A 17,852-nucleotide genomic window follows, 5' to 3' on the forward strand; every position below is an offset into this window, starting at 1 on the left:
GGGTACGCGGCTCGCTTCTTTCAGTTTCGGTGCCATGCCCTTGCCGCTCCTCCGGTCACCGCCTCCCCTGCCGGCCACCGGCTAGGGATTCAATGGGAGAGGCGTCATGGCTAGTCTTCCCCACCCTTCAGTCACCTCATCAGACACCCCGCCCGCGTCTAGCAAGGAGGCGTACACCGCTCGCCCACTCACGCCCTCTGAATCCACCAGACTGGACGCCTACTACTACCAGTCACCAAGGAATAACCAACGCCTGGTTGCTGTCGTGGAACCATGCCGCTTGGCCTTGGCGCTGGATCTGGAGTTTGATCCAAGCGTGGCAACCTACGTTGAGCGCCCTAGAACATTACTGGTGCGTGGCCGAGATGTTGAGCTCTGCTTCTGGATCTCCAGGAAGTGTGGCACCGAAAGCTTCATCGTATTCCGCAGACAGGCCGCCGCCACTGTTCCGGCGCTCCGCGCCGAACAGCAGTTTTGCGCCGAACTGATGGAAGCTTCACAGCGTGCGGGTTTGGATCTTGCAATCCGGAAGTTGCAGTCCATTCTTGCAGCACGGGTGGCCAATGCCACGCGACTTGAGCTGCTTCCTTATGTGCAGGCAGCTAGACGGTCGCGAGGAATCAGTGTCTTCATTGACGCAGTGATGACCCACATGAGAAGGCACCCCGTCAGCTCTTTCCATGCAATCGAAACGAGCCTGCGCCCGACGTTCGATTGGCGGGATATTCGCAGTGCGACCTGTCTTCTGGTACATCGCGGGGACCTGGCGATCAACTTCAATGAGAGGCTTCGGACCTCGTCGTCAGTTACGCTGGGAGCAAACCCATGAGCGGGGTGAGTCGCGAGGAGCTACTGTCCTGGGATCTGCTTAGTCCTCAAGGGCTGACCTCAAACCAACTCAAGTCCTACCAGGCTCGCGTTGACGCAGTTCATGCCGTCGTCGCAGGCTCCTCGATCGCTGCGGTCGCGAAGCGTCACGGGCTGAACGCCAAGACGCTTGCATTGACGCTGCGAAACACACAGCAGACGTCCCCAGATGGGCGGCCGTGGGGTTGGCGCGCCTGCCTGCCATACAGAGTAAGAAATACCAGCCAACGCCTTGCCGCAGAATTTCCAGCCGCTGCGGGACCGGGAGCATTCAATTCGTTCCTGAGAAAGCTCCCGGAATTCGAAGAAATGCTCATAGGCTACGCCGGCCCACTGCCTTCGAGAAATGAGCGCAGCCCCAAGTTTGATCGATTCTTCAAACTACTGAAGAAGACTGTGCAGAAGTCGGTTCCGGCAGATCGCTATCCAGCTAACGACAAATCATGTGCGAGGAGAAGCGTCCTGCAGTACCTAAAAAGACTGCGTCAAGGCTCTCCGTTTGTAGATGATGGCTTCGAGATAGAGGACGCAACCCTAGCCAGCCAGCTGAACGAAGTGTTTGCGCTACAGATGGGTGACTGGGTGCAGTTCGATGGACACTCTTTGGACACGAATTTCAATGTTGAAGGCGAGGACGCGGATGGGAACCCGTTCTTCCAAACGATCACGAAGACGTGGTTGATAGTCGGCTACTTCGCGCTGATGCGGCTCTGCTCTAGCTGGTGGCTCTCCTTCTCCACCAACTACAACGGAACCGAATTCAACGCGGCATGCGCAGAAAGCTTGCGAGAAAGGTCCGTTCGTGACCTCGTTGTGCCCTCAATGAACTATGAGCCAGGGGCGTGCATCGGATCCTTGTCCGTCATTGGATTTGTGGCAACGGGAGCAATTACGAGTGTCGACAATGCGATGGCTCACAAATTGAAGGTCAATAGGTTGCGAATGGCGTCGGAGCTGATGGGTGTCATTCATCTTGGGCATAGCCATGTTCCTGAAACGCGTGGTCACCTCGAAGCGTGGAACAAGCGGATGGAAGAAGCGGTGGTCCGAAAGCTGCCAGGCGGGTTCCGGCCGGCGGGCGAGCTGTCCGATGCGACCAAAACGAATGGCTACAAATTCGAGAACTTCCCAATGCAGCCCACGGCACTCGAAGATCTCATGGATGTCACGATCGCGGCTTCTAACATATCGCCGATCAACACGCTCCAGAACCGCACGCCAGTCGAGGCGCTTCAGTCTTTTGCAGCGTCTGGCGGATGGCTGTTTGCCACCAAGGATCACGAGGATCGGGCTCGGTCACTTTCGAAGCACAACTTCTCCGTAACCATTCGTGGAGATCGACGTAAGAGGCGTCAGCCCTATGCGCGCTTTGGGCACGCGAAGTATCGAGCCGCATCAATGAAGAACAGGTGGGACTTGTTAGGCCAGAAATTCGCGGCAGAGGTCGACATCCACGATGGAAGGTTCTTGCATCTATACACCGCGTCAGGAGAGCTGTTCGTAGTCCTGAGGGCGCTCCGCCCTTGGGGTCGCTCACCGCATAGCCTTGCGCTTAGGCGGTTAATCCAACGCCGAAGCCGAACGGATGGCTTCGAGATCAGTGGTGCAGAAGATGCGGTCATCGCGTACAGGGAGCATGTAAGAAGGAACTTCAGCTCAGAGCACGGCGCTGCGCTTGCAGCAACGCGACACCGGCGTGACCTAGATGCGGCATCTGAGGCTTCACCGGTGGCTAAGGAAACGACACTGCCTTTGGCCGAGACCGGCCAACAGCGAGCACCTGCTGAGGACTTGTTCGTACCCATTACCGGCCGGGTCAACTTGGGCAGGAAGGGGCCGAAGCAATGACAACGTTCAACTACAAAGGAGAGCCCATCATCCCGACCCGCGGCATGGAAGATGCTCTGACCAAGATCATCTCCGCACTTGAGGTTGACTACCGCGGTATCGGGTTTCATTCGCTGACCCGGTTCGGAAAAAGTACCCTCGCGCAGTTCATCTGCGCAAACACTGAATGGACAGAATGCAAATACGTGGCCAAGCAGGCAAACCTCCGGGTGCTTGGTCCTGGAGAGTCCGCATTCCTGGACTGGTTCATTTCACAGCTCGGCTCACAAGTGATCTCCCACCAGGCTGCTGACCGAAAGATCGAGAGGATCGTTAATACCGTTGATCTGATGCTCAGGTCTGCAGGCGGCGGATCGCTATTCTTCATCGCCGATGATGCAAACTTGCTGGAGCAAGCCGCCTTTCAACATTTCATTACAATCGATAACGCGCTGGAGAAGAAGGGCATTTCGCTCTTTGTCATCTTCCTGTTTCAGGACAATCACACTTCCAGCCGGCGCGAAGAGATCAATAGAACCACGGTCACACCTCAGGTCCGTGGGCGCTTCTTGACCCGCTACCATCGCCTGCATGGAATTCGAGGGGTCCTGGACGTTGAGACGTTCTTGGAGCGCTTCGAGGACGAGGTAGAGGCTAGCGCCGGAGCCGGCGTTACCTTGCCCAGGAGCCTTGCGCCAGAGCTCTACGACGGGGAGTTCCGTTTACGGCATTTCAGTGAGCAGATCTGGAATGCCGGTTGCAGCTGTCGCGCCGCAGCCGGGCACTCCAGTCAAGATGAGTGGCCTCTCAAGGCTATGCGCCTCATTGCGTACTACTTGGCGACCAGGGTCATCTGCAAAATTGGCTTCAAGGAGGTCACGTCTAGTGACATTGAAATGTCGGTCGCCTTCTCGGATCTTGCTGCCTTTGATGGCGAATCGGGAGCGCTGACTTTCACAGCAGATGGAGGCATCAATGGATAGCGACAGTGAGGTCAGAACTGTAGCCCACCTACCGCCAGCGTGGAGTGCCGGCATTTCCCCGTTCGGATTCGTTGTTCAGACGCTGAGATTCAATAGCCTTTACTGCAGTGATGGTCATGGTGCGTTCGGCATTCGCCCAAGGTACACCGAGGATTTGTGTCGTCAGCTCTGTCTCTCTGCAAAGGCCAGAACTTCGATTGCGGCAAGAATTCCTGCTGCGTCTATCCTCGCGCCACTGTGGCAGCCAACTGCTTGGCAAGCATTCGGCGGTTCTGCGACGCACTGGCGTCCATACCTGTCGGGGTGTACTGAGTGCATGAAAACTGGGTATCACTCGATGTTGTTCCAGATGCCTTGGGTCAACCGGTGTCCGTGGCACTCGCAACCCCTCTCATCTCAGTGCGACCATTGCTCGAGACCGCTATGGCATGGCTTTCGCTCCGATGCCCCTCCCCTACTATGCCCATGCGGGCATGACCCGGTTTCGAGCCGGAATACCCTTGACGAAGAAGGTAGGATCGAGGACCTTCGTGGCAGCTGGATAAAGCGATACCTTCGCTGGGCCGGGGCGAGTCGAGGTCGGCGAACGCTGATCGGGGTGGGAGATGATCTGACGTCCGCCGAGGAGGCGGCAGTCCTGTTTCGCGGCAGGGCTTACCCTTGGTACCGACCGAAGTACGCCTCGTCGGACGTGCTCATCAGGGCGTCTACCGTACGTCATGGGCAATCCGTCGAAGCTCGCTCCCAGAAGGCCGCGTTCTCGCGCCTTGCCCCGTCCATGGGGCCAGGTCGTGACTTCTTTCTTGAGCTTCCTCAGGCGCTTGAAAGACCGATGGCGCGTATCACGGCCTCAGTTGCGGCGAAGTTCCGCGAGTCGACCTTCTCGGCACGTGAGCGAGCCTGCTTAGGCTTGCCTGAGGCCTCGGAAGGTGGGGGGCAGCCATCCTCGCGCGCTTCGGTTGTATTGCTCCCCGCCTACAGAGTCCGCGAGCACCTGTTCCTGGATGGCCGTGTATTGGGTAGGCCCACACAGGCGGTCCTAAGAGAGATCGCGCAGGCAATGTCTCTCCTCCCGTCTGACAACCCTGCGATCGAGGCCCTGGCGCGGGCATACGAACGGGTACTGGGTCGCGGCTTCGCGAGCTCCGCCCTTCACTTGCTCGGCCGACTTGACGGCTCTGCTACCGATGATGAAGCCGCACTGATCCGCCCAGTGGTGTTGATCAGACATAGAAGGAGCTCGTGCCTTCTGACTCTGGCGTGGCTGGGCTGCGCCCGCAAGGAGCGAAGCAGAGCCGGCGGTCAGGTGTAGTGGATGGAGGATCCTTCCGTGCCAAACCTGGACCGCCCCTTACTAGTTCGTTGAGATGCAGAATTGTCTGCATCGGATCTCCGAAGGGCGGAATTGTCGGCATCTGACCTTCCAGTGGAAGGAATGTCTGCGACTGGCATCCTAGGCACAGAAAGATCTGCGTTGGATCATGGAGATTGTGGCGTTGCGATAGAATTATGACCCAAGAAATCAGTGACTTAGCTTGCCGTCAAATCTCTGCGACGAACAGCTTGACCCAGCTGCTAAGGGTTTTTCGCTCGGTGCCGCCTGCCCCTGATGACTGCCACCACAGAGAACAATACACCAAGGCCTAGTAGAGTCCAGAAGGCATAGCCATACAGCAACGGCGCGCGACACCTTGATGTCGCTGCATTGGTGGTGCCCGGCTCGGTGCAGAATACAAACGACAACGTATACGTCGCCGCTGCTTGCAGGTATGCGTAGCCAGCCAGCAGGAAGCAGGCTATAGCAGCGATGGAAAACACCAAGTTGGTCCTGCGCGGTGCATCCACGTTTCCCCCAATATTCAGCGTTGTAGATCGTCAGTGCGCCTCGCGGCAGCTGCCATATCCGTTTACCCGACAGAAGCATAAACCAGAGCTCCCCGTAGACTGGATCAAGCGCACGTTGATCCAGGCCGAAGCTTCCATCCTGGAATCGTTATCGTTGAATCACTAGCAATTTGTTTTCCAGGTCGTTGAGATTGACTTGAACTGGTCGGAACTCGTGGGCCAGAGCATTTCCTTGTACTCCTCCCGGATCAGGCCCGACTCGCCTGTCGGTCGAATGTGGGTCAGCAGATTCGCGCGCCTGTCGATCAAGCCTGGTTGCAGGGGCACGACTCGCCACGCATCCCCGCCGACCGAGATGTACTGCACGTATGGCACCGTTGGGCGGCCCATGTCATACCAGGTGCTACACCACATGTAGGTAGCCACGACCGACCACGTTGATGAAGCCGGGTCATAATCCATCACGACCGGAATCAGGCCTGATCGCCACACTGGCGGATTGGCAAAGCCGTCCACCTCGGGGATCCGCAGCGTGGTCTCCTTGGGCTTCCAGCCGGTTGCGCGCATGACCATGTCTCGCGTGATGGTCCCTTTCGCTGTGCGCTTCACCACTATCATCCGGCCGTCGGAGAGCCGCACTTCTTCTTTCCATCGCTCGCTCATCCGACTGCAGCCGACCATCGTCAGCACCACCGCGCACAGCAGCGTCAGACGAAGAACGGGTGCCAGGGTGATTGTCGCAGCTGCAGTCTTCATGCTCGATGCTCCAATTGTTGTCAGGGGACAGTCCTAGCGCTTTGGCTTGTTTCGTCTGCCAGCGCCGCTTCCAACAAGTTGACATAGGTGTCCAGTCGTATCCGCATGCCCATCAGCAGCCAGCCGAGTACATACAGTAGAACCATGGTGGCAATTAAAAGGCCCGATACAAGATTTACATCGAAGGCTGCCGCCCAGTCGCCCCACCTCCAGTTGCGGAACTGAAGATAGAGCGCGACCAGCATGGGTAATGGCCCAAGCTTCTGCAGGCCGCCGTACATCAGGCCCATTCGTTCCGTCATGCTTTGTCGCAGGTTGTTGGCGAAGCGGAGGCGCTGCTCACGTTGGTGTCGAGGAAACTCCCTGAGCCTGGCAACCAGATCCACCCAGTAGGCGAAGTCGCCGTCCATCTCATCGGCGTGGGTCTGCCTGGGCTTGATGTACTGCCGCCCTTCCCTCTTAAGCATCAGGGCGAAAGACAGTAGAAGACCGACTACTTCGACGAGGAGGCAGGCCTTCAGGATGAGAATGACCGATGCAGCAGGAATGACCACTCCGGCCAAGGCCCCTAGCAGAAGCCCGATTCCTGTCGCGCCCACCCCGACCCACATGGCTGACTTCTCCAGGCGCGAAGGCTTCGGGTAAATGCCTTGGGCGGCATACCCCTGCACCTGTTCAAACAGCCAGGAAAAGGTCAGGCTTCCTACGGCCGTCCTGTCCTGCGCTTCGTCTCTGCTACTTACCTGCATATCCATTGCGGGAATCCTTCAAGTTTGCGGGGCGTACGTCCCCGGCCAGTAGCGGTCACTGTCAGCCAGTTAGGTGGAAGCGGCCTCTACGAATGCTCGTGCCTCGCTGAGTACGCGCGGCCCCATTGTGGTCAGCACCAGATCGTCTAGTGAGCCAGCCAGGAAGTCTGGCCAGGAACTCGACTTCGAGCCGGATGAATGTGCGTAACGACCGACCGCGCTGCAGACAGTAAGGTCATCGAAAACGAAAAGCTCATACAACTCACCATCCGGAATATCTAAAGCCCATCGCCTGAGGATGGTCGGTGGCTTGTATGTACCCTTGCGCATTTGGTCCTCTACCAAGGGACAGTGGAAATGCTCTCATATGTTGGCTTTGGGGCGGAAGTGGACACTACCACGGGCGCAATGACCCCTCGCAGCGAGGTGCCAGCTCTCGGCCGGAGTAGATTCAGTGGCCTGGGGTGGTCACCTCAAATACCGCTCCTGATGGGGCCACCTCGGCCTTCGCTCAGCCATCTAGACTGCCTGTCTGGAGATGACGGCGGCGGGCTCTGCGGCTTCGCCTTATTAGCGCCACTGCGCCCGCGAGCAGAGCGGACAGGGCTAGAAGCACCAACGCGACCGTTCCTCCGCCGATATTCAATGCCTGCATAAGCAGCCCGAGCTTTCCGTGCGCCAGGTCCGGGGGCAGCACCCTGACCTCCCCTCCTTCCACTTTTTGCCCTCCGAGGAACCTGGCGATCCGCTCGGCTACGCTGGCATTGCCCAACCAGAGTTCGTCGTCATGGCTGGCTTCCCGTACGAGCAGGTGGACGCCATTGGCGAAACCCGGCAGAAGCGCCTGTGCATTCCCTGGCGGGGTCCGGCCGTCGAGCGTGCCACTGACAAACAGGGCCTCGACATCATGCTTCAGGGGCGCGCGATATGCCTCGCCCAGATCGACCAGCCCAAGTGAGTCGCCTACTGCCGGGAAAGGAAAGTTCAACGCATCGCCGAACAGGCTTGTCTTCGCCTGGGCTTGGGCCATGGCTCGTCGCTGCGGGCTCTGCCCGGATGCCACGTCCATTGCCAGCGGCATGGCCTGGAACTGCCCGAGTTGTTCGCGTACCGACAGCACCAGCGTTGCCATCAGATCATAATTCCCTGCTTCTGCGTCCCGCAGCGCCAGCGGCAGCATCTGCTGGGTGGATCGTCTACCAAGTGCTGCGGCGATCGCCAGCTGTGCGTCGAAGGCACCCACTGTCACTCTCCTGCCCTTGTGCATCAGGCTGCGGCCTTCTCCCGGCTCCCGGCTCAGCTTGTCCAGTACGCGCCGGGTGATGCCCACCAGATCATCGAACCCTTGCTCCTTGGCGACAATCGCGAGCTCCGCAAGGACAGCATCCGCCGTCATCGGCAGCTTGAGGGTATGGTCAGGCCCTTCAACGCCCATCAGCACCACGCGCTCGATGCCGGCGCCATGCAGGCGAAGGGTGGCCAGCGCGAGGTGGGTTCCGTAGCTCATGCCCCAGAGGCTGATGCGCGGCTCACCCAACGCACGACGAAGGTCCTCGAGATCTGCAGCGCTCTCTGCGGTGGTGTATGCAGCGAGTTCGACGCCCTCCTTTTGCCAATAGGCGATGCAGCGGGCGGCTGTGCGGCGGAGGGTAGCCAGTGCGGTGTCGTGGTCCAAGGGCCTGGCATCGTCGAAGCGCGCGGTGTAGGGGCAAGGCGGCGGGGGATCGGAGAGCCCAGTGCCGCGCTGGTCGAACAGCAGGACGTCGGTTTCGCGCTGCACCTGTTCAAACACCGGCCAGCGCGGCCCGCGCGCCGTTCCAACGCCGGACCCGCCGGGACCTCCAGCCAGGTAGACGACCGGCGCGGCCTTCCTGTTGCCGCCGGTGGCCGGTAGTCGCACCACCCGCAGTTTCATGCGCGCCCCTTCTGGCTGGTCGCGTCGGCGCGGCACCTCAAGGAACGCGACCTCGGCATTGACCGCGCCGTCCCGCTGGGTATTCAAGGCATAAGGCGCGAACTTCAGCAGTGGTTCGCCCCCGCTCGCATGAGCCGCCAGAGCGGAAGCGGACAGGAGGCAGGCCAGCATCCAGCGAACAGTCAGGCCTGGCGGGCGGTCCTTGGAGTTCGGCATCGAGAACGGTACGTGGTTCATGGTGGGCTCCGCAGGCAGGACCAGGAGGGTGTTTCCCCACCATCCACGGTCCGAGGGTCGGGGTCGCGCGGTCCGCCCAACGTCTCCTGCAGGGGGCTGAATGTCTCCGTTCACCCCTTACGATAGGGCGCATGAGAACTCGAGAGATCGTCGCCGCCCCCGTCGTGCTGGTGCTGTTGGTTGCTGCCTGGATGTTGGCGGTCTCGCATGGCCCTACCGTTGGGCGGGTGCTGTCTGCGGACATGGCGCCGGTCTCGATGCCGGCATCAGGCCAGCTTCCGGGATTGCCCCCTGGCGACGTGGACTGGCAGCCCCTCGATCCCCGCAAGCTCGCTGCCTGGAAAGGCCCTTACTGGGTGCGCTGGCGCCTGGCCCTTCCAACTGAGGACGGAGGTCGCCTGCTGCACCTGTCACTGCGGGCGGCCAGCCAGCTTTACTGGAACGGACAGCCGCTACCTGGCAATGGCGTCGTGGGACGCAGCAAGCAGGCAGAGCACCCCGGTCGGATCGATCTCGTCCGCGTGATGCCGCCATCCAGCGGCACCGGTGTGGATGAGCTGGTCGTTCTGGCGTCGAGTCAGCACCAGTGGCTGCGCATGGATACGACCGATGCCGGGCTGCAGATTGTCCCGGTGGGCGCCCTTCCCCTGGCTGATGCAGGGCCCTGGCTCATCGTGGCCATCGCCATCGGTGCGCTCGGCGCGGCCTTTCTGTACTTCCTGGCGGTGCAGCGCGGGCTGCCGCGCGCGGATGGCGCCAAGGTGCTACTTGCCTTGAGCCTCACCGGCCTTGCGCTGCCAATGGTCGAAGTGTGGCGTCCGTTGTTCGGATATCCCTATCCGTGGCACGGCGTACGCATGTTCGCGCTCCTTGCCCTGCACACGGCGGCAGCAGTGCTCCTGCCGGCCTACCTTGCGCGGCGGTTCAATGTCGCCGTGCCAATGGCGGCACGCATCGGCTATGTGTCGGCGCTGGCAGGAATCGTGATTTTCCTGCCCAGCTTCGATGGTCGCGGCGCTATCTCACTGTTGCTGAGTCTGCTGGCCTCGGCATGGCTGTTGAAGCGCGCGGAAGGGGCGCACGAAGAGCGCCGCCCGATACTGCTCCTGATGCTGGTTGGTGCACTGACCATGCCGATCGCCGGGGGTGCATTCCTCGACGGTCCGTACTTCCTGCTGCTCGCAGTGCTCATGGGTTTTCTTCTGCTGCGTCACGCAGAACGAGTGCACGCACTTGGCAGGCACAATGCGCGGTTGCGCGAGGAGCGTGCCCAGCTCTCACTGCAGCTCCTGCAGCGGGGCATCCAGCCGCACTGGCTCATGAACACGCTCACCTGCCTGCAGGAGTTGATCGAGCGGTCCCCTGTGCGTGCCAGCCGCCTGGTGGAGTCGTTGGCGGAGCAGTTCGATCGCCTGCGTCTGAGCAGTGGCCACGCGCTGGTTCCGCTGGAAGAAGAGCTTGCCCTTTGCAGGAACCATCTGGACATCGTGAGCGTTGCGCTGGGCCAGCAGATCGGATTTGAGGTCGAGGCAGACCATACCAATCTGTTGCTGCCACCTGGCGTGTTGCACGCCCAGGTAGAGAACGCGCTCACGCATGCCGGCGCTGGCGCCTGCATGCAGAAGCCCTTCCGGCTGCGCGTCTACAGTGAGAATGGTCACTGGGTACTCGAACTGCTGAGCGCCATGGGAAGAACGGCACATCGAGGCCAAGGCACAGGGACGCGTTACATAGAGGCGAGTCTCGGCGCCGCATTCCCAGACAATTGGCACTTTTCGCAGGGCGCCGACGACGCTGGCTGGCACGGCCGGATCGAGGTGCCATGCGCATCCTGATCGTCGAGGACGAGCCCCTCATCCGCGAGCGGTTGCTGCGCATCTGCGGAGAACTGGCGGGTGGACGCGCGCGCTTCCAGGCTGTCGCCGATCTTGACCTAGCCGAAGACCGGCTACGGCGGAGCCTTTACGATGGCTTGCTGCTGGACCTCAACCTTGGGGGAGAGGACGGCTTCTCGTTGCTTCGGCAGTCAGTCGCTGGGCGCCAGCACTGCGTGGTGGTTTCGGCGCACCGTGAGCGTGCACTGCAGGCATTCGAACTTGGCGTGCTGGATTTCGTGCCCAAGCCGTTCACGCGCGAGCGGCTTGGTATGGCCCTTGATCGTCTGATTGGCGCTGCCCACTATCGCCCGGGCCTTGCGCGTTATCTCGGGGTCTGGCGTGCACAGGGTACGGCGCTGGTCGAGATCGCAGACGTGCTGTGGATACGCGCTGACGGAGAGTACTGCGATGTGCGTCTGCTCGATGGGCACAGTGAACTGCACGACAAATCACTCGCAGCGCTCACTGCTCTGTTGCCTCCCGACTTCGTGCGTTGCCACCGCTCAACCCTGGTCAACCTCCGCCATGTCCGGTCGCTGCATTCAGGATCTGGCAGCCGGTATTGGTTGGTCATGGCAAATGGAAAAGAGTTGCCGGTCGGTCGTGCGTACGTTTCAGGTTTGCGCGTGGAGCTTGGGATCGACTGATACGAGTCCGAAACCCGCTTCCACGCTGCCGCCTACGGCTGCTATTCCTCGGGTCAGATCGACGCCGTGTAGGCTGCTCGAAAGAAAGTTGAACAGCTCGGCACCTCGCCCCGTCAGTTGAATCGTCCCAAAGCCGGTGGGCCGCTAAATCTATCTTATGATCACCCGTCTTCCCTACACGATGGCAGTCATGACTCGCAACAGCTCTGCCCAGTCTCCAGCCTTCGGCATTGCGATGGCATTGGCACTCTTTGCAAGCTCCGCGTGTGGGTCGGACCTACAGTCGCGCGACTACGCCTCCGGCCTACGCCGCAGCGTGGTGCTCGAGGGGGCAGAACCGAAACGCTTCTCGATTCAGGATCGCATGACGCACTATGGAATTCCCGGTGCGAGTGTCGCGGTGGTCGAGGGCTGTCGCGTCGTGGATGCACGTGCGTTCGGCAACGCCACTCCCGCAGGCCGGCAGGTCACAACGGGGACTCAGTTCCAAGCTGGCTCCGTCAGCAAGGTGGTGACAGCAGCGGGCGCCCTCGTCCTGGTGGACGACGGGGCCCTGTCGCTCGACGATGACATCATGCCCAAGCTCCGGGGTTGGTCGCTTCCCAGACCAGCCCCATACGAACAGGGGGCGGTAACGCTGCGCCACCTGCTAACACACAGCGCGGGCCTCGGTGTCGCAGGATTCAAGGGATACCTCATCGGCTCACCCCTACCCTCCCTGGTGCAGGTCCTGGATGGCGAGGCACCGGCCAATACCGCTCCTGTCCGATTGGTAGATGCGCCTGGCGCGGGCTGGCGCTACTCCGGCGGAGGCTTTGTTTTGACCCAGAAGCTGATGGAGGATGCGAGCGGCCGGGCGTTCCAGGACCTAATGCACGACCGCGTTCTGCAGCCTGCGGGCATGGGCCGCAGCTCGTTCGCGCCGGCCGTTGACCCAGCGCGAGCCATCGAGCCAGCGCACGGAACCTTGGCTGACGGTACGCCCATTCCCGGCGGTTGGAGGCTCTACCCCGAGCAGGCCGCCGCAGGCCTATGGACAACACCATCCGATCTGGCCAGCTTTGGCATCGCGCTGATCAAGGCGTTGCACGGAGAAGAACCCGCTTTTCTCAGCAAGAAAACTGCGAGCGATATGATGCGCCGCCAGGTCGGCGACTGGGGCTTGGGACTGGAGATATCTCGGGACGGATCGCCGAAGAAGATCAGCCATACAGGCGCACCAGTAGGCTACCGCACCCTGTGGATGATGTTCCCGGAAACCTGTCAGGGCGCAGTAATCATGACGAACTCAGATGAGGGTATGACGTTTACATACGAGGTAGCCCGTGCCCTTGCCGACGCTTTCCATTGGCCAGATAAAATGCCCTCGGACGCCTCGCCCTCCGTTGTAATGACGCCGGGGATCGCGAGCTCTTTTGCCGGAACCTACCAGCTCCGGGACTTCCCGACCGAGCGTTTCGAGGTCGAGCTCCAACAGGACGGTACGGTTACGTGGGCTCGACAAGGACGCGGTCGCAGGGCGCTGGAGGCAGTCAATGCCGGACGACTGATCTCCCCCGATAGCGGCATGCAGCTGGTTGCACGCGAGCGTGACCATGGCAGCGGCCAGGTCATGCTGCTGGACCTGCATTTCCCCGGTGGCATTAACGTTGCGGAGCGGGTCATCACTCCCTTGCATCAGGCTCCACAGCACAAATGATCACTTGAGGAGTGCATAACCCTGCGCTGACCATGTCTGCTTCGTGCATGCTTGCTTCTCGCTACTTCAATCTGTTCACGGCACGCCGTTGTCAACGTGCTGTGCAAAGCCGGCACGACGCCCGAGGCGCGCGAACCAAGCTCCCACTGCCGGAAGGTTGGGCTTATCTCCTGGCGTCATCCGCCAGCGCTGGGTCGACAGGCCCAGCACGATGTCGGCCAAGGTGAAGGATGCGCCGACGACATGGGCCCCCGTGCGGGCGAGCTGCTGATCCAGCAGGCCCATCAAGGCACTCCACCGGCCCAAGCTTGCCTCCGCCACCGGGCCGTCCGGGTAGTCTGGATGCCTTCGCACGCGTGACATGAATGCGGCCCGCCACGCCGAGTTGAGATCGGTCGCCTGCCAGTCCATCCACTGCTCAACGAGCGCCCGTGCCCGCGGATCGGCCGGAAGTAGGTCGTGGCGCTGGGCGCGGGCAGCCAGGTAGCGGCAGATGCTGTTGGATTCCCACAGCGCGAAGTCGCCGTCAAGCAATACCGGCGCCTGCCCATTGGGATTGATTCGGTAGAGACGTGCATTGAAGTCGGCGTCCGAAGAAGGGTCGCCATTAACGTGGCGATACTTGAGCTCCAGCTCCTCGCACAGCCACAGCACCTTCCGAACGTTGATCGAAGTGGACTTCCCGTAAAGCTCCAACATATACCCTTCCGTAGCAATCGCTGAGTTCGCTCAGCCTACAACAGCTGTTCCAGTCACTGTCTGAGTCGGTGCTGTCGGCGTCAAAGAGTCCTGAAACGCTCGAAGCCAGGCTTGAGACGTGAGGCTTCAGATACCACATCCCTCATACTCGGGCTCGTTCGGCTGGAGTGATTTATAAACGTAGCGAAGTGCATGACCGTTGTACGTGCTGCCGAGAAGTCCATGCTCCAGATCAACCCCATCAGGCACGGCAACTTCCAATGTGCTTTCGTCAATCCAACGGAGGCCAATGCCATGAGCCTTGGTCGGGAACGACACTACTCCGCCACCCAGATTACCTGCCCTGCTCTCGCAGGAGACTAACGCCTGCGTCACTTCTTCGTCGTTTCCATAGCTCGATTGATAGTAGTAGGCCGAACATATTCCGTTTGGATGACTCACCACGGGGCCTTTGCAGGAGACAGACTCTCCCGGGCAACCTGCGACGCTTGCAACGATCGCGATCAAGAGCGTCAGCGTACGAATGGAACGGCCTAGGCGAAGAGCGGGTACCAAGGCGATCGTCGCCGCTGCAATCTTCATGCTGAATGCTCCAATCATTCTCAGGGGACAGTCTTGGCGCTTTGACTTGATACGTCAGCTAGCGAGGCTTCCAACAGGTTGACATAGGTGTCCAATCTTATCCGCATGCCCATCAGCATCCAGCCGAGTACATACAGCAGAACCATGGTGGCAATCAGCATGCCCGAGACAAGATTCACATCGAAAGCAGCCGCCCAGTCGCCCCACTTCCAGTTGCGGAACTGAAGATAGAGCGCCACCAGCATGGGAAATGGCCCAAGCTTCTGCAGCCCACCGTACATCAGGCCCATTCGTTCGGTCATGCTTTGTCGCAGGTTGTTGGCGAAGCGGAGGCGCTGCTCGCGTTGGTGTCGAGGAAACTCCCTGAGCCTGGCAACCAGGTCCACCCAGTAGGCGAAGTCCCCGTCCATCTCATCCGCGTGCGTCTGCCGGGGCTTGATGTACTGCCGCCCTTCCCTCTTAAGCATCAGGGCGAAAGACAGTAGAAGACCGACTACTTCGACAAGGAGGCAGGCCTTGAGGATGATAAGCACCGATGCAGCAGGAATGACCACTCCTGCCAAGGCCCCTATCACAAGCCCGATCCCGGTCGCGCCCACCCCTACCCACATGGCTGACCTCTCCAGGCGGGAAGGCTTCGGGTAGATACCTTGGTCGGCATACCCTTGCACCTGTTCAAACAGCCAGGAAAAGGTCAGGCTTCCTGTGTCCGCCCTGCCCTGCGTTTCATCTCCACTACTTACCTGCATGTCCATTGCGGCAACCCTTGAAATGTGCGGGGCGTGTGGTGGAATGTTTGCCATCCTCAGCGGTGCTCGGCTTACACGATAGGTAGTAGGCTGATGCTGACCTTCACGCGCCATTAGCTGATCAGTGCTGACTACAGTCGCGCCCCGGCCTGTTGCCACTACTCTCTAGCGAAGCCGGTTGTAGTAATTCCCTGCGAACTCGATCTGGACGTTCTCGTCACTGTCATATTCGAACCGCACATCGAGGCTTGATTTAGGTCCTCGCCCCGCCTCCTCAAGCGCCTGCAAAGCAGCTCCCTCAATTTCGGAAGCAAGCCCCGACTCATGGGCGCTAGCAGCTTGTGTGTTCGATTGGAAGAAAACGAATACGCCAAAGCTATCGGTTGCACGTGAGTACAGTACAAATACCTGCTTGATCCCCCGAGATCCGAACTGGGTCACGATCTGTCTTCGGACATCAGCCAACCCCTGATCGTACTTCTTCATTGCCGCTTTGGCGCGAGCAAACTCTTCTGGAGAAGGAACGCTATTTTTACTCATCGCACTGCCTGCCAAGTCTCTTAACCTGTCCGTCCAAGTGCTTCATCTTGACCGCATTTTTGACTGCAGAAATTGGCACCGATCCCCATCGGGCCAATTGGGCCGATCATAGCCATAATCCATTCGGCCGTATACGGCACTTATCGGATTGGATGAATCGTTACGGGCCGGTGGGGGGCAGTTGGCGGTTCCACACCGCTCCTCTCGCTCGCGAGAGAGGGGGGGAGTACCCGGTAGGAACCTTTCGAAAGGGAAGCTCATGCAACCCGTCGGGCGCAATCGCCAGGCCGTTCACACGACCGCTGTTGTCCCGCTTGAAGACCACCAGAGTGCCTTGCATCTGCGGCAGGTCCTGCGCTTCAAATACGTCCGTCGCACGTGGTTGCAGGGTTGCTACAAGGTGCGACAAGCCGCGCAGTGTCATCTTCAACTGCTTGCCATCGAACGTGACGTAGTAGCTGGCCAGTAGCTCGTCGCTGATGAAGCGTCCTTGATACTCATCTCGAGTAGCTACACTCGCGTCTGACTTGGGCGCGCGCACCCATTCCACCGCATTGCCATAGCTGAGGCGGGTTATCTGCTCAGGATGGTTGCCATCAAACTGATAGGTGTACGGCCCCATCACGAACTTGGCGCTGTCCAGTCTGGCCTTGGCTGGGAACGTCCATAGTGCCAGTTGGCCATTGTCGATGCGGCGATAAACTCCGTTGCGCGCCGAAAGGTCATCTGACCCTTGGGCGGGACCGGCCTCCCGCGCCGGCGCGTCCGCGGGCAGGAACAGGTCAACGAGGTCGTACGGTTCGACATTGTCTGCATCGCTGTTGCACACGTAAGACACTGCCAAGTCCGCCTCCGGGTAACGCGCCACCCAGGCTATGTAGTTGCCGTTGTAACCGACGTGTTTGACTTCGAGGAAGCCACGATACTTGCCGACGAACTCTCCGCGCGCGTAGTTGATGACGAAACCGTTGCTGAGCGTGGCTCGTTCCTCCAGTTGGGTGGTCAGCTCTGGGCCATATGCGTTGCGCGACAGCGCGATGTTCCAGCGCTGCAGGTCACCAGCGGTGGTCAGGAGGTTGCCGTGGCCATACGTATTGCGATCCGTCAGAGACTGTACAAAGCGCGGCGGGTGTCCCTCATGGGCCGGCTCTGCCATCACATAGCCGTAGGCGCGGTTTCTAACAAGCTGCGTGCTGTCGACCTCCCATTGTGTATGCATCATGCCGGCAGGCTGGAAGAGTCGTTCGCGGCTGAAGTCCTGGAGGTTCTGCCCGGTGACTCGCTCAACGATGATTGCCAGCAGGACGTATCCCGTGTTGCTGTACGAGTACGACTCGCCGGGCGCATGATTCAACGACTGAAGCCGCGACGCGTAGTCCAGGATATCCTGGTTGCGTTGGGGCAAGGCATCCCGCCCGACCAGCCAGTCGGTGTATCGAAAGTCGCGCAAGCCGCTTGTGTGGCTGAGCAGGTTATCGATCGTTATCGGCCTTCGCTGCGCCGGGAGCTCGGGCAAGTACTTGCGAATGTCATCTGCAAGGGACACCTTTCCCTCATTGGCCAGCAGCAGTACGGCGGCGGCGGTGAACTGCTTGCTCGCCGACGCGATGTTGAACACGCTGTCGACGTTCAGGGCGACATTGCGTTCGAGGTCTGCCTGGCCGTACGCACGCAGCAGGTCGACATTCTTTGAATGTACTCCTAGTACGCACCCTGGAGTCTTGTCTGAGACGCCCTGCATCATGATCTTGTCGACCCCAGCGACGACTTCCGGTGAGGGCTCAGTGGCAACGGGGGTCGCAGTGGCAGTAGAGACGCAGCTGCCAGCAAGCACCAACGCTGCGAGCCTTGCGCAATTCTGCCAGTTCGCCAAAGGACTG

The 17,852-nt window shown here is 60.2% G+C and carries 14 protein-coding genes; 6 read left to right on the top strand and 8 right to left on the bottom strand.

Annotated features, from left to right (window positions below; all coding sequences use genetic code 11):
- Nucleotides 1–280: 280 nt before the first annotated feature.
- From RYM47_RS02910 to RYM47_RS02920, 3 genes are read left to right on the top strand one after another with little or no spacing between them, the layout of a single operon-like run.
- On the top strand, nucleotides 281–829 hold the full coding sequence (locus RYM47_RS02910) for a hypothetical protein (RefSeq protein ID WP_146027615.1): 549 nt from the start codon (nucleotides 281–283) through the stop codon (nucleotides 827–829).
- Nucleotides 826–2,715, top strand: coding sequence for a hypothetical protein (locus RYM47_RS02915; protein ID WP_146027616.1), 1,890 nt, complete (start codon nucleotides 826–828; stop codon nucleotides 2,713–2,715). Before RYM47_RS02910 ends, RYM47_RS02915 begins: the two co-directional genes overlap by 4 nt.
- Nucleotides 2,712–3,677 carry a hypothetical protein gene (locus tag RYM47_RS02920; RefSeq protein ID WP_315385965.1) on the top strand — a complete coding sequence of 322 codons (966 nt, stop codon included), beginning with the start codon at nucleotides 2,712–2,714 and terminating at the stop codon, nucleotides 3,675–3,677. The genes RYM47_RS02915 and RYM47_RS02920 overlap by 4 nt, the downstream gene beginning before the upstream one ends.
- A gap of 2,007 nt (nucleotides 3,678–5,684) precedes the next feature.
- Here the strand turns inward: RYM47_RS02920 and RYM47_RS02925 are convergent.
- The 3 genes from RYM47_RS02925 to RYM47_RS02935 form a co-directional block, all read right to left on the bottom strand.
- Complete coding sequence (locus RYM47_RS02925; protein ID WP_315385966.1) at nucleotides 5,685–6,278, bottom strand: hypothetical protein; 594 nt, start codon at nucleotides 6,276–6,278, stop codon at nucleotides 5,685–5,687.
- A 20-nt stretch (nucleotides 6,279–6,298) separates the two neighbouring features.
- On the bottom strand, nucleotides 6,299–7,033 hold the full coding sequence (locus RYM47_RS02930; RefSeq protein ID WP_315385967.1) for a hypothetical protein: 735 nt from the start codon (nucleotides 7,031–7,033) through the stop codon (nucleotides 6,299–6,301).
- Nucleotides 7,034–7,538: 505 nt separating this feature from the next.
- The gene (locus tag RYM47_RS02935) at nucleotides 7,539–9,179 is read right to left on the bottom strand and encodes an alpha/beta fold hydrolase (RefSeq protein WP_315385968.1); all 1,641 of its coding nucleotides are present in this window, start codon (nucleotides 9,177–9,179) and stop codon (nucleotides 7,539–7,541) included.
- 131 nt (nucleotides 9,180–9,310) lie between these two features.
- Here RYM47_RS02935 and RYM47_RS02940 point away from each other — a divergent pair, with 131 nt between their 5' ends.
- The 3 genes from RYM47_RS02940 to RYM47_RS02950 all read left to right on the top strand — a co-directional run bounded on the left by RYM47_RS02940 (nucleotide 9,311) and on the right by RYM47_RS02950 (nucleotide 13,402).
- Complete coding sequence (locus RYM47_RS02940) at nucleotides 9,311–11,014, top strand: histidine kinase (RefSeq protein WP_315385969.1); 1,704 nt, start codon at nucleotides 9,311–9,313, stop codon at nucleotides 11,012–11,014.
- Entirely contained in the window at nucleotides 11,002–11,703 is a 702-nt protein-coding gene (locus tag RYM47_RS02945) for a LytTR family DNA-binding domain-containing protein (RefSeq protein ID WP_315385971.1), read from the top strand. Before RYM47_RS02940 ends, RYM47_RS02945 begins: the two co-directional genes overlap by 13 nt.
- Before the next feature lie 157 nt (nucleotides 11,704–11,860).
- A complete protein-coding gene (locus RYM47_RS02950) occupies nucleotides 11,861–13,402 on the top strand; it encodes a serine hydrolase domain-containing protein (RefSeq protein ID WP_315385973.1) in 1,542 nt (513 codons plus the stop codon).
- 75 nt (nucleotides 13,403–13,477) lie between these two features.
- On the opposite strand, the gene RYM47_RS02955 is transcribed toward RYM47_RS02950, so the two are convergent.
- The 5 genes from RYM47_RS02955 to RYM47_RS02975 all read right to left on the bottom strand — a co-directional run bounded on the left by RYM47_RS02955 (nucleotide 13,478) and on the right by RYM47_RS02975 (nucleotide 17,716).
- A complete protein-coding gene (locus RYM47_RS02955; protein WP_315385974.1) occupies nucleotides 13,478–14,101 on the bottom strand; it encodes a glutathione S-transferase N-terminal domain-containing protein in 624 nt (207 codons plus the stop codon).
- A 126-nt stretch (nucleotides 14,102–14,227) separates the two neighbouring features.
- Nucleotides 14,228–14,683, bottom strand: coding sequence for a hypothetical protein (locus tag RYM47_RS02960; protein ID WP_315385975.1), 456 nt, complete (start codon nucleotides 14,681–14,683; stop codon nucleotides 14,228–14,230).
- 20 nt (nucleotides 14,684–14,703) lie between these two features.
- Nucleotides 14,704–15,438, bottom strand: a complete 735-nt coding sequence (locus tag RYM47_RS02965; RefSeq protein ID WP_315385977.1) for a hypothetical protein — start codon at nucleotides 15,436–15,438, stop codon at nucleotides 14,704–14,706.
- 159 nt (nucleotides 15,439–15,597) lie between these two features.
- A complete protein-coding gene (locus RYM47_RS02970; protein WP_315385978.1) occupies nucleotides 15,598–15,972 on the bottom strand; it encodes a hypothetical protein in 375 nt (124 codons plus the stop codon).
- Between the two features lie 160 nt (nucleotides 15,973–16,132).
- Nucleotides 16,133–17,716 (bottom strand): serine hydrolase domain-containing protein, encoded by a 1,584-nt coding sequence (locus RYM47_RS02975; protein ID WP_315385979.1) that lies wholly within the window; start codon nucleotides 17,714–17,716, stop codon nucleotides 16,133–16,135.
- Nucleotides 17,717–17,852: the final 136 nt, after the last annotated feature.

Source organism: uncultured Stenotrophomonas sp. (assembly GCF_963519125.1).
GTDB lineage: Bacteria > Pseudomonadota > Gammaproteobacteria > Xanthomonadales > Xanthomonadaceae > Stenotrophomonas.